This is a genomic window from Streptomyces sp. S465 (assembly GCF_026898115.1).
Taxonomy (GTDB): domain Bacteria; phylum Actinomycetota; class Actinomycetes; order Streptomycetales; family Streptomycetaceae; genus Streptomyces; species Streptomyces luomodiensis.
On the sequence record NZ_CP114036.1, the window covers coordinates 9,378,427 to 9,395,761 of the forward strand.

At 75.5% G+C, this 17,335-nt stretch carries 4 protein-coding genes and 1 pseudogene; 2 read left to right on the forward strand and 3 right to left on the reverse strand.

Annotated features, from left to right (window positions below):
• Nucleotides 1-157: 157 nt before the first annotated feature.
• Nucleotides 158-751: an NADPH-dependent FMN reductase gene (locus N6H00_RS39340; protein WP_268976700.1), complete on the reverse strand. Its 594-nt coding sequence runs from the start codon at nucleotides 749-751 to the stop codon at nucleotides 158-160.
• 256 nt (nucleotides 752-1,007) lie between these two features.
• On the opposite strand from N6H00_RS39340, the gene N6H00_RS39345 reads away from it, so the two are divergent.
• Nucleotides 1,008-2,192 carry an acyl-CoA dehydrogenase family protein gene (locus N6H00_RS39345; RefSeq protein WP_268976701.1) on the forward strand — a complete coding sequence of 395 codons (1,185 nt, stop codon included), beginning with the start codon at nucleotides 1,008-1,010 and terminating at the stop codon, nucleotides 2,190-2,192.
• Nucleotides 2,193-2,351: 159 nt separating this feature from the next.
• Here the strand turns inward: N6H00_RS39345 and N6H00_RS39350 are convergent, their stop codons facing one another.
• Together N6H00_RS39350 and ccrA are read right to left on the reverse strand one after the other, a co-directional pair.
• On the reverse strand, nucleotides 2,352-4,430 hold the full coding sequence (locus tag N6H00_RS39350; protein ID WP_268976702.1) for an aspartate aminotransferase family protein: 2,079 nt from the start codon (nucleotides 4,428-4,430) through the stop codon (nucleotides 2,352-2,354).
• 14 nt (nucleotides 4,431-4,444) lie between these two features.
• Complete coding sequence (ccrA, locus tag N6H00_RS39355; RefSeq protein WP_443073176.1) at nucleotides 4,445-5,794, reverse strand: crotonyl-CoA carboxylase/reductase; 1,350 nt, start codon at nucleotides 5,792-5,794, stop codon at nucleotides 4,445-4,447.
• A 134-nt stretch (nucleotides 5,795-5,928) separates the two neighbouring features.
• Here ccrA and N6H00_RS39360 point away from each other — a divergent pair.
• Nucleotides 5,929-17,277 (forward strand): annotated as a pseudogene (locus tag N6H00_RS39360) (type I polyketide synthase); the annotation flags it as partial.
• Nucleotides 17,278-17,335 lie beyond the last annotated feature (58 nt).

The window sequence follows — 17,335 nt, forward strand, 5'->3', positions numbered from 1 at the left end:
CACCTTGGAGACCACCGAAGGGGACACGGGCGTTTCCCCCGGGCCTTTTGGGAGGCACCGCCGCCTCGCGCAGGTCACCGGCGTGGACGTCCAGCTCTGCGTCGACCAGAGGACAGCGGATGCCCGTCGCGACGCGGTGACGAGGAGGCCGGCATCGTCACCGGTGGGACATCCTGGCGAACTCCACCACCTGCCGGGCCATGGTCTCCATCTGCTCCCGCACCCGGGGGTCCGCGCAGTGGCCGTCCTCGGTGAACCCGGTGGCCGAGGTGTTCACCACCACTCCGAGTGGTGTCGGCCAGCCCCGCAGCGCATGCGTGATCGTACGCAACGCGCCCAGCGTGGCCACGCCGCTCTGCCAGCCCTGGGCCACCGTCAGACACCCCACGGCACGACCGCTGAGGTACGGGCGCTCGTGGGTGCGCAACTCCTCGATGTGATCCAGGGCGTTCTTCAACAGGCCCGAGGTGCTGCCGTGGTAGGCGGGGCTGGCGATCACCAGCGCGTCGGCCTCGGCCACCGCATCCAGCAGCCGCCTGGCCGGCCGGGACAGGTCCCGTTCCGCCGGGTCGTACAGCGGCATGACCAGCTCGGCGCCGCCGATGACCGTGCCCTTCGCGCCGAGGCGCTCCGCGGCGGCCAGCGTGGCGCGCAGGGCCAGCTCGGCGGTCGAACCCGGCCGGGTCGAGCCACCGATGCCCAGTACGTTGACGGGTCGCTGCACCGTGTACGCCGTTGTCCCCTGATCCACACCCCGACTCTATGCAGCGGGTTCCATCGCCCGTTCTATCGCCGGTAACGCGGTGCTCCGCGGTGGGCAGACGGGCGATTACAGCGCCGTGGACGGACTCGGGGAAACCGCCGCTAACGTGTGGCGCCGCGGGCACTTCGCGTAACGGAGGGCGCGGCGGGCACACCGTCGCCGCGCGTCCGCCGGCCCTTTCGCCTCAGCTGCCCGTGGACGTGGGACGAAGCCACCCGCGAACGGCACCCAAGGAGGAACCACCATGTCCGAGACGACCGCCGAGCGGGTCCCCACCCGTGAGGAGCTGATCGAACGGGCACAGGGTCTGATCCCTCTGCTGCGGCGCAACGCCGAGCAGACCGAGAAGGAGTCGAGGGTCCCGGACGAGAGCATGACCGCCATGCGCGAGGCGGGTCTGCTGCGGCTCAGCACGCCCCGGAAGTGGGGCGGCTGGGAGCTGCCGATGCGTCACCAGGTGGAGGTCCTGTGCGAGCTGGGCCGCGGATGTCCGTCCACCGGCTGGATCGCCGCCAACCACGCCGCCTCCGTCGACCTCGTGATGCTCATGCCCGAGCCCGGTCTGCAGGAGATATACGGCGCCAACCCGGACGCCGTCATGCTCTCGGCCGCCAGCCTCGACCCCAAGCTGCGGGGTGACAAGGTGGACGGCGGTGTGAAGGTCAACGGCCGCTTCCCCTACGCCTCGGGCTGCGAGATCTCGGACTGGGCGTTCCTCGCCTGGGTGCCGGTCTACGAGGACGGCAAGCAGACGGGCGTGGCCAACCTGCTGGCTCCCCCCACCGACCTGCGCATCGAGCGCACCTGGAACGTGGCCGGCCTGCTGGGCACCGGCACCCACGCGATGGTGGCCGAGGATGTGTTCGTGCCGGACCGCTTCATGCAGTTCGCGCCGCTGAAGGAGGACGGCGAGCCCGACTCGCCGGTCCCCGCCACCGTCCTGATCAAGGGCAATCTGCACTCCCTGTCGTCCCTGGTGGGCGCCGCCCGCGGGGCGCTGGACGTGGTCCGGGACAAGTTGGAGGAGCACAAGCCCCTCGCCTTCTCCACCTACTCCCGGGCCATCGACTCGCTGTCCGTGCAGCAGGAGTTCGCCGAGGCCACCCACCTGATCGACACGGGCATGCTGCACATGCTCGCGGTGGCGGACGGGTTCGACGCGGTGCCCGAGGGCGAGGACGCGACCCCGGAGGAGCGGGCCCGGCTGCGCATGCACATGGTCAGCTCGCTGGAGCGCTGCCGCGAGGCGATGCAGCGCCTGCTGGACTTGGCGGGCACGAGCGGGTTCGCGCAGACCCACCCGGTGCAGCGGTACTGGCGGGACCTGGAGATCGGCAGCCGGCACACGGCGCTCAACCGGCCGATGATCTTCGAAGACTACGCCCGGTCGCTGCTCGGCACCGGCGCTCCGGTGTCGCTGCTGTTCTGACGGCCCGTCGGCGCGGGCCCTCGGCCGTACCACCGGCCGCGGGCCCGCGCCGCATGTCCGTCCGGCACGGGAACATTCCGCCCGCCATCGGAAACATGGCGAACGGCCCTGCCCGGTGCTCTCCGCACCGGGCAGGGCCGTTCACACGCTGGAACGCGCTCAGGGCGCCGGCGCCGCGGGCGGCAGACCGGGGTGGCCGTCGAGGTCGAAGCCCGCGGGCAGCACCAGCCCCTCGGGCGCGCGCACCGCCTCCGCCGGGACGTCCTCTCCGGTCAGCCGGCGCAGCGCGGGGCTCACCACGACGGATGTGTGCCCGGCGGCCCGCGCCGCCGCGACCTGCCCGGCCACGTCGGCCGCCAGGGTGCCCGCCGTGTCGCCGGCCGACTCCTCGACCAGCAGGGGGAAGACGGTCACCTCCACCGTCGCACCGTCCGCCGCGCGGTACCGCGACGGCGGGCACGGGGCCATGGCGCGCACCGGCGCCGACCGGGCCACGAACGACCGCAGCGTGGCGTCGTCCAGCTCCGCGAGCGAGGGGTCGAAACGCCGCAGCGCCTCGGGCGTGCCCAGGTCGGCCACGTACGCGACCCGGGTGGCCGTGGCCGCCGCCCCGGCGTCCTCGCCCGCCGGCGCCGCGGACCGGAAGTCCCGTACGTCCGTGCGCGGCAGCGGGGTGTCCACACCGGTCAGCGGGTGCACCAAGTGCAGCGCGTCCTGGTGCCGCAGCACCGTGCACACCTCCCGCAGGCCCGCCGCCAGCCGGTCGATCGCGGCGTCGTCGACGGCGTACGACGGCTGGATCCGCAACGTGTGCGGGGAACTGCCCGTCGGCATCAGCCGCACCCGGTACTTGCGCAGCAGGAATCCGGAGACGGCGAAGCCGAAGAACCCGCCGCGCGCGTAGTTGCGGATCACCGCGGAGCCGGACGCCGACTGGTCGGCGAACTCGAACCCGAGCAGCAGGCCCCGCCCGCGCATGCCGCGCACCACGTCCCCGAACTCGGCGTGCACCTCCTCCAGGGCGGCGCGCAGCCGCGCCCCCCGCTCGGCGGCCTGCCGGTAGGCGGCCCCGTCGTCGCGCTCCAGCATCTCCAGCACCTTCTCGGTGATCGCGCAGGAGAAGCTGTCCTTGGCGAACGTCGAGCTGTGCAGCAGCTCGAACTCCTTGACGTACGCCGACCGCCGCACCAGCAGCATCGACGTCTTGGCCAGGCCGCCGCCGACGCTCTTGGCCAGCGTGTAGTAGTCGCCGGTCAGGCCGATGCCCGCGCTGGCGAAGAAGGCCCCCGTGCGCCCGGCGCCGGTCTGGATCTCGTCGACCACCAGCGGGCACTGGAGCGTCCGGCACACGTCGGCGATCCGCTTGGCCTGGTCGGCGGTGAGCTCGTGGATGCCGCCCTCGCCCTGGATGGGCTCGACGACGAAGGCGGCGACGAACGGCACCGGCCGCCGCACCACGTCCACCACCCCGTCCTCGGCGACGACGTCGAGCAGATGGGGCTGCTCGGCCTCGACGTACTCCAGCGCATCCTCGGGCCGGTCGGCGGGGACGAAGCGGGCGCGCGCACCGAGCCCCTGGAACGGCAGGCGGAACGTGGGGTTGTGGGTGAGCTGGAGGGAGCCCACGAGCTTGCCGTGGAATCCGCCGTCCAGCGCGAAGAACTCCGGCGCCCGGCCCAGGGCCTCCGCGTTGCGCCGCCCGGCCTCCGCCACCAGCGCCGCCACGTCTCCGCCGGGCCCGGCCACCTGGGCGGCGGCCGGCGTGAGCCGGACCCCGCCGGCCCGCGCCCGCTCCTCGGCGTCGCGGGCGTGCGCGGCCACCTCGGCGGCCAGCGCGTTCATGCGGAACACCCGCGCCAGCTCGGCGTGTTTCATGGCCGCCTCGACGGCCTCGGCACCGGTGTTGGCGAAGACCACCTCGTACGGCTCCGTGGCGCCGAGCTCCCGCCGGACGATCACGTCGAGCGCCGCGGCGACCCGTTGGGCCTCGGTGCGCTTGGACAGCTGCGCGTGGCTCGGCGTGCCCGCGTCCAGCAGGGCCTTCGCGTGGGCCACCAGCTCCGGGTGGTTGTGCCCGAAGAACAGCGAGCCGAAGCCGCCGACGAAGTCGGTGACCGCGGTCCGCCCCCCGTCGGGACCCGGCAGGTACACGGTGTCGCCCTGGGCGCGGTCGTACTCCACGTCCAGGCCCCACGCGGACAGGGCGTTTCCCAGATAGCGTTCCGCCAGCTCTTCCATCGGCAGTACTCCTCTCACAGTGAGGACGCGGGCGCGAACTCCCGCAGCGGGTTGAGCCGCTCCGGCCCGATGCGCTTCCGCACCTCCGGCGCGGTGACGCCCAGGCCGGGTTCCGGCGCCAGGCACAGCACGCCGACCTTGCCGACATGCTCGTTGTTCTGCACCAGCCGGGTCGCCTCAGCGGCCCGTTCCAGCGGGTACAGCGCGGACAGGGTGGGCACGATCCCGCCCTGGGACAGCAGGCGGCTGGTGCGCGCGGCCTCGTCCAGGTTGGCGCCGTGGCTGCCGACCACCTTCTTGAGCCGCATCCACAGGTAGCGGTTGTCGTACGCGTGGTGGTAGCCGGTGCTCGAACCACAGGTGACCACCGTGCCTCCCCGCCCGGCGACGAAGACCGAGATGCCGAAGGTGGCCCGCCCCACGTGCTCGAAGACGATCTGCGGGTCGCTGCCGGTCTCCCGGCGGATGATGCGCCCCAGCCGCTTCCCGGCGGCGATGGTGTCCTCGGGGGAGGGGTCGGGGTCGTCGCTCAGCCCGATCTCGGACCGGTCGACCACCACCTCGCAGCCCAGCCGGCGGACGGCCTCGGCCTTGCGCTGCGAACCCACCACCGCCACGGGTATGCCGCCGCCGTTCTTGACGAACTGCACCGCGTACGCGCCCAGGCCCCCGGCGGCGCCCCAGACCAGGACCACGTCGCCCTGGGTCATCCGGGCCCCGCCCGGCCCGACGAGCATGCGGTAGGCGGTGCTGCCGCACATCGGGACGACGGCCGCTTCCTCCCAGGTCAGATGGGGTGGCTTGGGTACCAGCATGCTGGCGCGGGCGATGGCGAACTCGCCCATCCCGCCGTAGTTGGTCTCATAGCCCCAGGCGCGCATCTCGGTGCCGAGCATGGCGTCGGCGTGGGTCACCGGCTCCTCTTCGTCCACGTGCACCGGGTGCACCACGACATGGTCACCGGGCTTCCACCGGCTGACCTTGGAACCGACCCGCACGACCACGCCCGCGGCGTCCGAGCCGACCACCTGGAACGGGCGGTCGTGCCGGGCCGCCCAGCCGCCCTGCGCCGCGTACTTGCGCAGGAAGGTGAACGTCGGCATCGGCTCGAACGTCGCCGACCACACCGTGTTGTAGTTGATCGAACTGGCCATCACGGCGACGACGACCTCGTCGGGGGCCAGCTCCGGCATCTCCACCGGGCCGACCCGCAGCGACTTCCTGACGTCCTTGTCGGCGGCGTCGCGGAACATCTCGGTGTCCTCCGCGCGCAGATGCGCGGCGGCGTAGGTGTCGGGAAGGTCCAGACTCTCGAACACCTCAGGTGGTCGGTTGTCGAGAATCGCTTCCAGGAATGGGTTCACGGCAGCTCCCTGGCATAGTCCGGCCTGCTGCGGAACCTAGTGCCAGCAGGTAATCGCCCGTCCATCGCGCCCGGCCCCGGCCCGGATTCCGGCCAGTTGCCGGGCGGTGGAGCCCCGCGCATACCGTCGGTTTCGTGGCCGTAGACGTGCATGACGAACCCCGTCCCCCGGAGCCCGTGGCGGTTGTCGGAATCGCCTGCCGACTCCCTGGAGCACCCGACCCCGGCGCGTTCTGGCAATTGCTGCGCGAAGGGCGCGGCGCCGTCGCCGAGGCTCCCGCCGACCGCTGGAGCGACGCCCCCGTGCGGCTGCGCAGAGGCGGCTTCCTGGACCGCGTCGAGGACTTCGACGCCGACTTCTTCGGCGTCACCCCACGCGAGGCGGCCGCCATGGACCCCCAGCAGCGCCTCGCGCTCGAACTCGGCTGGGAGTCCCTGGAGAACGCCCGCATCGTGCCGTCGCGACTGCGCGGCACCCGGCTCGGGATCTTCTTCGGCGCGGTCGCCGACGACTACGCCCGGCTCACCGCGGGCGCGGGCCCGGACGCCGTCTCCCCGCACACCCTGGCCGGTCTCGGCCGCAGCCTGATCGCCAACCGGCTGTCGTACCTGCTGGGCAGCCGCGGCGCCAGCATGACCGTCGACACCGGCCAGTCCTCGTCCCTGGTCGCCGTGCACCTCGCCTGCGAGAGCCTGCGGTCGGGCCAGTGCGACCTCGCCCTCGCGGGCGGCGTGCAACTCAACCTCAGCGGCGCCGCGACGGCCGACGTCGAACGGTTCGGCGCCCTGTCCCCGGACGGCGAGTGCTTCACCTTCGACGCCCGCGCCAACGGCTACGTCCGCGGCGAGGGCGGCGCGGTGGTGGTGCTCAAGCCGCTGCGCCGGGCCCTGGCCGACGGCGACGACATCTGGTGTGTCATCCGCGGCGGCGCGGTCAACAACGACGGCGGCGGTCCCGGCCTGACCCACCCCGAGCCGGACGCGCAGCGCGAGGTGATCGAGGAGGCGTACCGCCAGGCGGGCGTCGACCCGGCCGCCGTCCAGTACGTCGAACTGCACGGCACCGGCACCCGCGCCGGCGACCCCGTCGAGGCCGAGGCGCTCGGCGCGGCGCTCGGCGCCCTCCGGCCCGCCGCCCGGCCGCTGCACGTCGGCTCGGTCAAGACCAACGTGGGCCATCTGGAGGCCGCCGCCGGCATCACCGGCCTGCTCAAGGTGGTTCTCGCGCTGCGCGAGGGCGAGCTGCCCGCCAGCCGCAACTACCGCACCCCCAACCCGCGCATCCCCATGGACGAGTGGCGGCTGCGCGTGCACGACCGGCTGGGCCCGTGGCCCAGCCCGGACGCGCCCCTGATCGCCGGGGTCAGCTCGTTCGGCATGGGCGGCACCAACTGCCACCTGGTCCTGGCGGCCGCGCCTGACCCGACGGACCCCCCCGACACCACCGCTCCCGCCCCGGCTGACACCAGTGCCGCCCCGGCTTCCGGGTCCGGCCCCGCCCCGGCCGATGCCCCCGCTCCGGCCGGCCACGCGCTGCCCCTGCCGTACGCCGTCTCCGGCCGCGACGCCGAGGCGCTGCGCGCCCAGGCCCGTCACCTCGCGCGCTGGGTGGAGGAGCGGCCCGGGGTGCCACCGGCCGCACTCGCCGCGTCACTCCTGACCACCCGCACCGCCTTCCCCGCGCGGGCCGTCGTGGTCGCAGGCGACCGCGCCACCCTGCGCACCCGGCTCGACGCGCTGGGCCGGGGCGCCGAGGGCGCCGGCACCGCCGTGGGCCAGGCCACGGGCGGCGACGTCGCGGTGCTGTTCAGCGGCCAGGGCGCGCAGCGGCCCGGCATGGGGCGGGAGCTGTACGCCGCCCACCCCGCCTTCGCCTCCGCCTTCGACGAGGTCTGCGCGCACTTCGATGCCCTGCTCGACCGTCCGCTGCGCGAGGTGCTGTGGGCCGGCCCCGGCTCGCCCGACGCCGATGCCGTGCACCGTACCGAGTACGCCCAGCCCGGCCTGTTCGCCATCGAGGTCGCGCTCCACCGGTTCGTCACCGGCCTCGGCGTACGGCCCGCCCTGCTGCTCGGCCACTCCATCGGCGAGCTGGCCGCGGCACACGTCGCCGGCGTGCTGACGCTGCCGGACGCCTGCGCCCTGGTCGCCGCCCGCGGGCGGCTCATGCAGGCGCTGCCCGGCGGCGGCGCGATGGCGGCCGTCGAGGCCGGCGAGGACGAGGTCAGGGCGGCCCTCGACCACGACGGCCTGACGGACCGGGTGTCCGTCGCCGCGGTCAACGGGCCGCGCGCCGTGGTGATCTCCGGTGACGCCGAGGCCGTCGACGGGCTCGCCGAGCGGTGGCGTGCCGAGGGCCGCAGGACCCGCCGGCTGCGGGTCAGCCACGCGTTCCACTCGCCCCGCATGGAGGGGATGCTGGACGCCTTCCGGACGGTCGCGGAGTCCCTGTCCTACGCGCCGCCGCGGCTGCCCGTCGTCTCGGACCTCACCGGCGACATCGCCACCGCCGCCGAGCTGTGCGACCCCGCGTACTGGGTGCGGCATGTGCGGGACAGCGTCCGGTTCGCCGACGGTGTGCGCCGCCTGGACGCGGCCGGGGTCACCACCTATCTGGAGCTGGGGCCCGACACGGTGCTCACCGCCGCGGCCCGCTCCACCGTCCCCGACGGCCGCCGCTTCCTCGGGGCCCTGCGCGCCGGCCGCCCCGAGCCCGAGACGCTGGTGGAGGCCCTGGCGGGGCTGCACGTGGCCGGCGCCGACGTGGACCTGACGGCGCTGACCGGGCGCGGCGGCCATGTCGCCCTGCCCACCTACGCGTTCCGCCGCCGCCGGCACTGGCTGCCCGCGGCGCCCGCCGCCGGGCAGGCGGCTCCGGGCGGGTCCGTACCCGAAGAGACCGCTCCGGCCGCGCCCGTACCCGGGGACTGCGGCCCGGCCGCGCCGGTACCGGAGGCGGCTGCTCCGGCCGCGTCCGTGACCGGGCAGGGCACCCCGGCCGCCCCGCCTGCGTCCGCGCAGGGGCCTGCCACCCCCGCCGGGGCCACTTCCGGGAAGACCGCCCAGACCGCGCCCGCGTCCGCGGCGGCCCCGGCCACCTCGGCGGACGCGAACCGGCGTACGGCACGGCCGGCCGAGGACCCGCTGGACCTGGTGCGGCGCCACACCGCCGCCGTCATCGGCTCCGACGCCCCCGGCGAGATCCCGGCCGACGCGGCCTTCCGCGACATCGGCGTCACCTCGATCATCGCCGTGGAGCTGCGCGACCGGCTGGCCGCCGCCATCGGCCGCGCCCTCCCGGAGACCCTGGTCTTCGAGTACCCCACGCCCGGCCGGCTCGCCCGCCACCTCTCGACGGGCGCCGACCCCGCCGACGAGCCCCCGGCAGCCGCCGAGAACACGGACGCGGACGACGACCCGGTGGTCATCGTCGGCATGGCCTGCCGCTTCCCCGGCGGCGTCCGGTCCCCCGAGGACCTGTGGCGGATCGTGGCCGACGGCGTGGACGCGATCGGCCCGTTCCCCACCGACCGCGGCTGGGACGTCGACCGGCTCTACGATCCCGACCCGCGGCGTCGCGGCTCCTCGTACGTGCGCGAGGGCGGCTTCCTGGCCGGCATCGCGGAGTTCGACGCCGCGTTCTTCGGCATCAGCCCCCGCGAGGCCGCCGCGCTCGACCCGCAGCAGCGGCTGCTTCTGGAGACCTCCTGGGAGTCCCTGGAGCGCTCGGGCATCGACCCCGGCTCGCTGCGCGACAGCGACACCGGCGTCTTCGTCGGCGCCACCTTCCAGGAGTACGGGCCGCGCATGGGCGAAGACAGCGACGGCTCCGACGGCTACCTCTACACCGGCACCACCCCCAGCGTCGCGTCCGGGCGGATCGCCTACGTCCTCGGCCTGCGCGGACCCGCCGTCACCGTCGACACCGCCTGCTCGGCGTCGCTCGTGGCCCTGCACACCGCGGCCCGCGCACTGCGCGCGGGCGAGTGCGCGCTCGCCCTCGCGGGCGGGGTGACCGTCATGCCGACGGCGGGCGTCTTCGCCGAGCTGAGCCGGCTCGGCGGACTGTCGCCCGACGGCCGGTCGAAGGCGTTCTCCGCCGCCGCCGACGGCACCGGCTGGGCCGAGGGCGCCGGCATGCTCGTCCTGGAACGTCTCTCCGCCGCCCGCCGCCACGGCCACCCCGTCCTGGCCGTGCTCCGCGGCTCGGCCATCAACTCCGACGGCGCGTCCAACGGGCTGACCGCCCCGAACGGTGCCGCGCAGCGCCACGTCATCCGGGCGGCCCTGCACACCGCGAACCTGACCGGCGCCGACGTCGACGCGGTCGAGGCCCACGGCACCGGCACCCGACTCGGCGACCCCATCGAGGCGAACGCACTGCTGGAGACCTACGGCCAGGACCGCCCCGAGGGCCGCCCGCTGTGGCTCGGCTCGCTGAAGTCGAACATCGGGCACACCCAGTCGGCCGCAGGGGTGGCCGGCGTCATCAAGATGACCATGGCACTGCGCCACGGCGTGCTGCCCCGCACCCTGCACGCCGACGTGCCGTCCCCGAGCGTCGACTGGAGCGCGGGCACGGTCCGTCTGCTGACCGAGCCCGTCGACTGGGCCGGCGCCGAGGGGCGACCGCGCCGGGCGGGCGTGTCGTCGTTCGGTATCAGCGGCACCAACGCCCACCTGATCCTGGAGGAGGCGCCCCCGCCGGCCGACCCCGAACCGCCCCGCGCCGCGGCGGGGCCCGTGGCCTGGCCGCTGTCCGCGAAGACGCCCGCGGCGCTGCGGGCCCAGGCCGCCCAGCTGCTCGACCACCTCGCCGCCCACCCCGGCACCGACCCCGCCGACGTGGCGTTCTCGCTCGCCCACGGCCGTGCCGACTTCCCGCACCGCGCCGTCGCCGTGGCCACCGACCACGACGGCTTCGCGGCCGCCCTGGACGCGCTGGCCACCGACACCCCGGCCGCGGGTGTCGTGCACGGCACCGCCGCCGACCACGGCCGGGTCGCCTTCGTCTTCCCCGGCCACGGATCGCAGTGGCCGGGCATGGCCAACGCGCTGTACGAGCAGGCCCCGGCGTTCGCCGACAAGCTGCGCGAGTGCGCCGCGGTGATCGACCCCCTCGTCGGCTGGTCCCTGCTCGACACCGTGCTCGGCCGTGAGGGCGCCGCCGACCAGGAACACAGCGACGTGGCCCAGCCGGTGCTGTTCTCCGTCATGGTCTCGCTCGCCGCCCTGTGGGAGGCGCACGGCGTACGCCCCGCCGCGGTCGTCGGCCACTCGCAGGGCGAACTGGCCGCCGCCTGCGTCGCCGGTGTGCTCACCCTGGAGGACGCCGCGACCGTCGTGGTGCGCCGCAGCCGCCTGTTCGCACAGGAGCTGCCGGGACGCGGCATGATGGCCGCGGTCGAGCTCTCCGCCGACGGTGTGCGCCGCCGTATCGCCGAGCGGAACGCGCCCGTCGATCTCGCCGTCGTCAATGGGCCGACTGCCGTGACCGTCGCGGGGGAGCCCGACGAGATCGAGCGCTTCGTCGCCGACTGCAAGGCGGACGGCATCCGCGCCCGCGTCGTGGTCCGCGCGGGCGCCTCGCACTGCGCCCTGGTCGAGCCGCTGCGCGAGCCCCTGCGCGAGTTGCTCGACGGCATCCCCCACCACCCGCCGCGCATCGCCCTCTACTCCACGGTGACCGGTGGCCCGCTGGGCGCCGGCGACCTCAACCCCGGCTACTGGTTCCGCAACGCCCGCGAGCCGGTGGACTTCCAGGCCGCCGTGGTCGCCCTGCTCGGCCACGGGCACCGCGCGTTCGTCGAGTGCAGCCCGCACCCCCTGCTGCTGTCGGCCCTGCTGGACACCGCCGACGAGATCGGCCACCAGCCCGCCGCCGTGGGCACCCTGCGCCGCGGCGAGGGCGGCCGGGAACGCTTCCTGCGTTCGCTCGCCGAGGCACACGTCCGTGGGCTCGCCGTGGACTGGGACGTGCCCCTGGACGGCACCGGGGCACGCCGGACCGACCTGCCCACCTACCCTTTCCAGCGGCGCCACCACTGGCTGTCCCCGGCGACCGGCCCCTCCGACGTCGCGGCCGCCGGACTCGCCCCCGCCGACCACCCCCTGCTCGGCGCCGTCCTGACCGCGGTCGACGGCGACCGGACCGTGCTGACCGGCCGCCTCTCGCCGCGGTCGCCCGCCTGGCTCGCCGACCACGCCGTCGGCGGCACCGCGCTCATGCCCGGCACCGCCTACGTCGAAGTGGCCCTTCGGGCCGGGGACGAGGTGGGCTGCTCCGGTATCGAGGAGCTGACCGTCGAGCGGCCGCTCCTGCTGCCCGAGGGCACGGCGGTCCAGCTCCGGGTCACCGTCGGCGCGCTCGACGCCCACCACACGCGCCCCGTCGACGTGCACGCCCGCCCGGACACCGGCCACGACGAGCCGTGGACCCGGCACGCCACCGGCTCCCTGACCACGGCCGCCCCCAGCCCGCAGCCGCCCGCCGCCTGGCCCCCGCCCGGCGCGGAACCGGTCGACGTGACCGCCTTCTACGCCGACCGGGAAGCCGACGGCTACGGATACGGGCCCGCCTTCCGGGGGTTGCGCGCCGCCTGGCGTCTGGGCGACGAGATGTACGCCGAAGTCGCCCTCGACCAGGCCCACCACGCCGACGCCCGCCGTTACGCCGTCCACCCCGCCCTGCTGGACGCGGCCCTCCACGCAGAGCTGCTGCGTACCCCGGCCACCGGGGCCGGCATGGTGCGGCTGCCGTTCACGTGGTCCGGCGTCCGCGTACCGGCGGCCGGGGCCACCACCCTGCGCGTGCGCGTCGCCCCGGCGGGCGGCGACGCGGTGAGCGTGACCGCGACCGACCCCGCGGGCCGCCCGGTGGCCGCCGTCGACTCGCTGCTGATGCGACCGGTCCCCGCCGCCGACCTGACGGCCGTCACCACGGGCGGCGGCGCCCTGTACGCACTCGACTGGCAGCCGCTGCCGGCCGGAGCGGCCACCGCGGCCGGAGCCGACCTGCGGATCGTGACACCGGCCGACGACGCGGCCGGGCCCGGCGGCCTGCCGGACGCGGCAGCGTCGGCCGGGCAGGCGCTCGGTTCGGGTGACCTGCCGGAGGCGACGGACGCGGCACCGGCAGCCGGGCGGGGGGCGGCACACGCCCGTGCCACGGCGGCACGCGGCCTGACGGCCCTCCATGCCTGGCTCGCCGACGAACACTCCCCGGCCGCGCGCCTGGTCGTGCTCACCCGCGGCGCGGTCGCGGTGCGCGGTCCCGCCGATGTCTCCGACCCCGCCGGGGCCGCCCTGTGGGGTCTGGTGCGGTCCGCGCAGGCCGAGCACCCGGACCAGTTCGTGCTGGTGGACGCCGACGCCGCCGCCGACGAGGCCGCCGTGCGGCGCGCCGCCGCCCTCGCCGTGGCGGCCGGCGAGAACCAGGCCGCGATCCGTGACGGCGCCATCCTGGTGCCCCGGCTGGTCCGTACCGCCGGCGCCGACCGGACCGCCGCCGATCCCACCGGCACCCACCTGATCACCGGTGGCCTCGGCAGCCTCGGCGGCGACCTGGCCCGCCACCTCGTCGCCGCCGGGGCCCGCCACCTGGTGCTCACCGGGCGGCGCGGCGCGGACACCCCCGGCGCCGCCGAACTGGCCGCCGAACTCACGGCCGCGGGCGCCGACGTCTCCGTACGCGCCTGCGACGTGACCGACCGCGCCGCGCTCGCCGCCGTGATCGCCGACATCCCCGCCACGCATCCGCTGACCGGCGTCTACCACCTGGCGGGCGCGGCCGACGACGCCCCGCTGGACGCCATGACGCCCGAGCGGCTCGACGCGGTGCTGCGCCCCAAGGCCGATGGGGCGGTCCACCTGGACGAGCTCACCCGCGACCTGCCGCTCACCGCCTTCGTGCTGTTCTCCTCGGCCGTCGGCGTGCTCGGCCTCCCGGCCCAGTCCGCGTACGCCGCCGCCAACACCTTCCTCGACGCGCTCGCCCACCGGCGCCGTGCCCGGGGCGTGCCCGGCGTCTCCCTGGCGTGGGGACTGTGGGAGCGCCCCAGCGGCCTGGGCAGCCTCGCCGACGCGGACCTGGCGCGGCTGCGCAGGTCCGGCCTCGCCCCGATGTCCACCGCCGACGGCTTGACCCTGTTCGCCGCCGCGCTCGGCGGGGACCGCACTCTGGTGGTCCCCGCCCGCCTCGACCTCGCCGCGCTCCGCGACCGGGCGGGGGAGAACGCGCTCGCGCCGCTCCTGCGCGGCCTGGTGCGCGCACCGGCCCGTGCCCTCGCCACCGAGACGGCCGAGGTGAGTGGGGAGGCGGGCCGGCTGGCCGGGCTCTCCCGGGCAGATCAGGACCGGCACCTGCTGGACCTGGTGCGCGGCCACGCGGCGACGGCGCTCGGCTACGACGCGGCCGACCGGGACACCATCCACCCGGACCGCGCGTTCCGCGAGTCCGGCTTCGACTCGCTGACTGTGGTCGAGCTGCGCAACCGGCTGCGGTCCGCGACCGGGCTGCCGCTGCCCGCCACCTTGCTGTTCGACTACCCGACCCCGGCCGCGCTCGCCGCCCACCTGCGCGAGCGCCTGCTCGGCGACGCGCCGGCCCCGGCGGCCGAGGCGGGCGGGACCACCACGGCTGCCGCCCCCGCCGGCGAGGACCCGATCGCCATCGTCGCCATGGCCGGCCGCTTCCCCGGCGATGTGCGCGGCCCGGAGGACCTGTGGCGGCTCGTCGGCGACGGGGCCGACGCGGTCGGTGAGTTCCCCACCGACCGCGGCTGGGACACCGGGCGCCTCTTCGCCGAGGACCCGGAAGGCACCGGCCGCTCGGCCACCCGCCACGGCGGGTTCCTGTACGACGCCGGGCACTTCGACGCCGCCCTGTTCGGCATCAGCCCGCGGGAGGCCCTCGCCATGGACCCGCAGCAGCGGCTGCTGCTCGAAGTCGCGTGGGAGACCTGGGAACGCGCCGGCATCCCGGTCGCCGACATCCGCGAGAGCTCCACCGGCGTGTTCATGGGCGTCGCCTACCACGACTACGCCGCCCGCGCCGAGCGGCTCCCGGACGGGGTCGAGGGCTATCTGATGACCGGCTCGGCGGGCAGCGTGGCGTCCGGCCGCATCGCGTACACCTTCGGCCTGCGCGGCCCGGCGATCACCGTGGACACCGCCTGCTCCTCCTCGCTGGTCGCCCTGCACCTCGCCGTCCAGGCCCTGCGCAACGGCGAGTGCGCCATGGCGCTCGCGGGAGGCGTCAGCGTGATGGCCACCCCGACCACCTTCGTGGAGTTCTCGCGTCAGCAGGGTCTGGCGGTCGACGGGCGGTGCAAGTCGTTCGGGGCGGGTGCGGATGGTACGGGCTGGTCCGAGGGCGTGGGCGTGCTGCTGGTGGAGAAGTTGTCGGATGCGCGTCGGCTCGGGCATCCGGTGGTGGGTGTGGTGCGTGGTTCGGCGCTGAACCAGGACGGTGCCTCCAACGGGTTGACGGCTCCGTCGGGCCCCGCTCAGGAGCGGGTGATCCGGGCGGCGTGGGCGGACGCGGGAATCAGTGGCGCGGATGTCGACGTGGTGGAGGGGCATGGGACCGGTACCCGGCTCGGCGACCCCATCGAGGCGCAGGCGCTGCTGGCCACGTACGGCCGGGACCGCGGCGACCGGGGTCCGCTCTGGCTGGGCTCGCTGAAGTCCAACATCGGCCACACCCAGGCCGCCGCGGGCGTCGCCGGCGTCATCAAGGTCCTCCAGGCCATGCGGTACGAGCGCATGCCGCGCACCCTGCACGCCGAGGAACCGAGCCCGGAGGTCGACTGGGAGGCGGGCGACGTCCGGCTGCTGGTTGAGGCCCGGCCGTGGCCGCGTACCCCGGACCGGGTGCGGCGGGCGGGGGTGTCGTCGTTCGGGATCAGCGGCACCAACGCGCACGTGATCATCGAAGAGCCGCCGGCCGAGCCGGTGCCCGAGCCCGCCGAGCCCGCCGAAACCGGTACGCCCGCCCTGCCGTTCGTCGTGTCCGCCGGGTCCGCCGCCGCCCTGCGCGGCCAGGTGGAGCGGCTGTCCACCCGGCTCGGCGAGGGCACGGCCGACCCGCTGGACGTGGCGTACTCCCTCGCCGTGTCCCGGTCGCCGCTCGCCTACCGTACGGCGGTCGTCGCACACACCTCCGCGGAGGCCGTCGAGCGGCTCGCCGGTGCCACGTCCGACCTCGCGTCCGCCGACCGCCGGGTGGCCGTGGTGTTCTCCGGCCAGGGGGCACGGCGGGCGGCGCCCGGCCGGGCGCTGTCGGCGGCGTTCCCCGTTTTCCGGCGGGTGTTCGCGGACGTGTGCGGGCGCTTCTCGCCGGAGCTGGCCCGGACGCTGTGGTCGGGGGACGGCGCCGAGCAGGAACGTACGGAGGTGGCGCAGCCGGCGCTGTTCGCCTACCAGGTGGCGCTGTTCCGGCTGGTGGAGTCCTGGGGGGTGCGGCCGTCGGTGGTGGCGGGGCACTCGGTGGGTGAGATCGCGGCGGCGCATGTGGCCGGGGTGCTGAGCCTGGACGATGCGGTGGCGCTGGTGGGTGAGCGGGCCCGGCTGATGCAGGAGTTGCCGGCGGGCGGGGTGATGGTGGCGGTGGCGGCGTCGGAGGAGCGGGTGCGCGCGCTGTTGACGGAGGAGGTGGCCGTCGCGGCGGTCAACGGGCCGGAGTCGGTGGTGGTCTCGGGTGCGGAGGCGGCGGTGGGGGCCGTGGTCGCGGGTCTGGGGGACGTACGGCACCGGCGGCTGCGGGTGTCGCACGCCTTCCACTCGCCCCTGATGGACCCGATGCTCGACGCCTTCGCCGCCGCGCTCCGCGAGGTGACACTGCGCGAGCCGCGTATGCCGGTGGTGTCGGGTCTCCTCGGCCGGCCGGTGGAGCCGGGCGAGCTGTCGGACCCGGGGTACTGGGTGCGGCATGTGCGCGAGCCGGTGCGGTTCGCGGACGCGGTGGCGGCGATGCGCGCCGACGGGGTGGACGTGTTCGTGGAGGCCGGGCCGGACGGGACGCTGACTGGGCTGCTCACCGAGGTGCCGGTGGCGGTGCCGCTGATCCGGCGGGACGCCGACGAGGCGGCCGGTGCGGTGTCCGCGCTGACCCGGCTGTTCACCGCGGGTGTGCCGGTGGACTGGGAGGGCTTCTTCGCGGACCGCGGCGCGCGCCCGACCGACCTGCCCACCTACGCCTTCGACCACCAGCACTACTGGATCGCCGACGGCGCCCCGCCGGCGACCGTGGCGGCGGCGCCCACCGCGGCGCCCACGGACCCCGGGTTCCGCGAACGGCTCGCCGGCCTCCCCGCGGCCGACCGGGGCCCGTACGTCCTCCAAGCGGTGTGCGAGCAGACCGCGGCCGTGCTCGGCCACGCCGACCCCGACGCCGTCGATCCGGAGCGGCCGTTCCACGAGATGGGCTTCGACTCCCTCACCGCCGTCGAACTGCGCAACCGGATCAACCGGCTCAGCGGCCTGGCGCTCTCCGCCACGCTGGTCTTCGACCACCCCACCCCGGCCGCGCTCGCCGAACACC

Excerpts from the sequence above, each read along its gene's own strand:
- N6H00_RS39345 (WP_268976701.1), top strand. The coding sequence starts at position 1,008 with ATGTCCGAGACGACCGCCGAGCGGGTCCCCACCCGTGAGGAGCTGATC.
- N6H00_RS39350 (WP_268976702.1), bottom strand. The coding sequence starts at position 4,430 with ATGGAAGAGCTGGCGGAACGCTATCTGGGAAACGCCCTGTCCGCGTGG.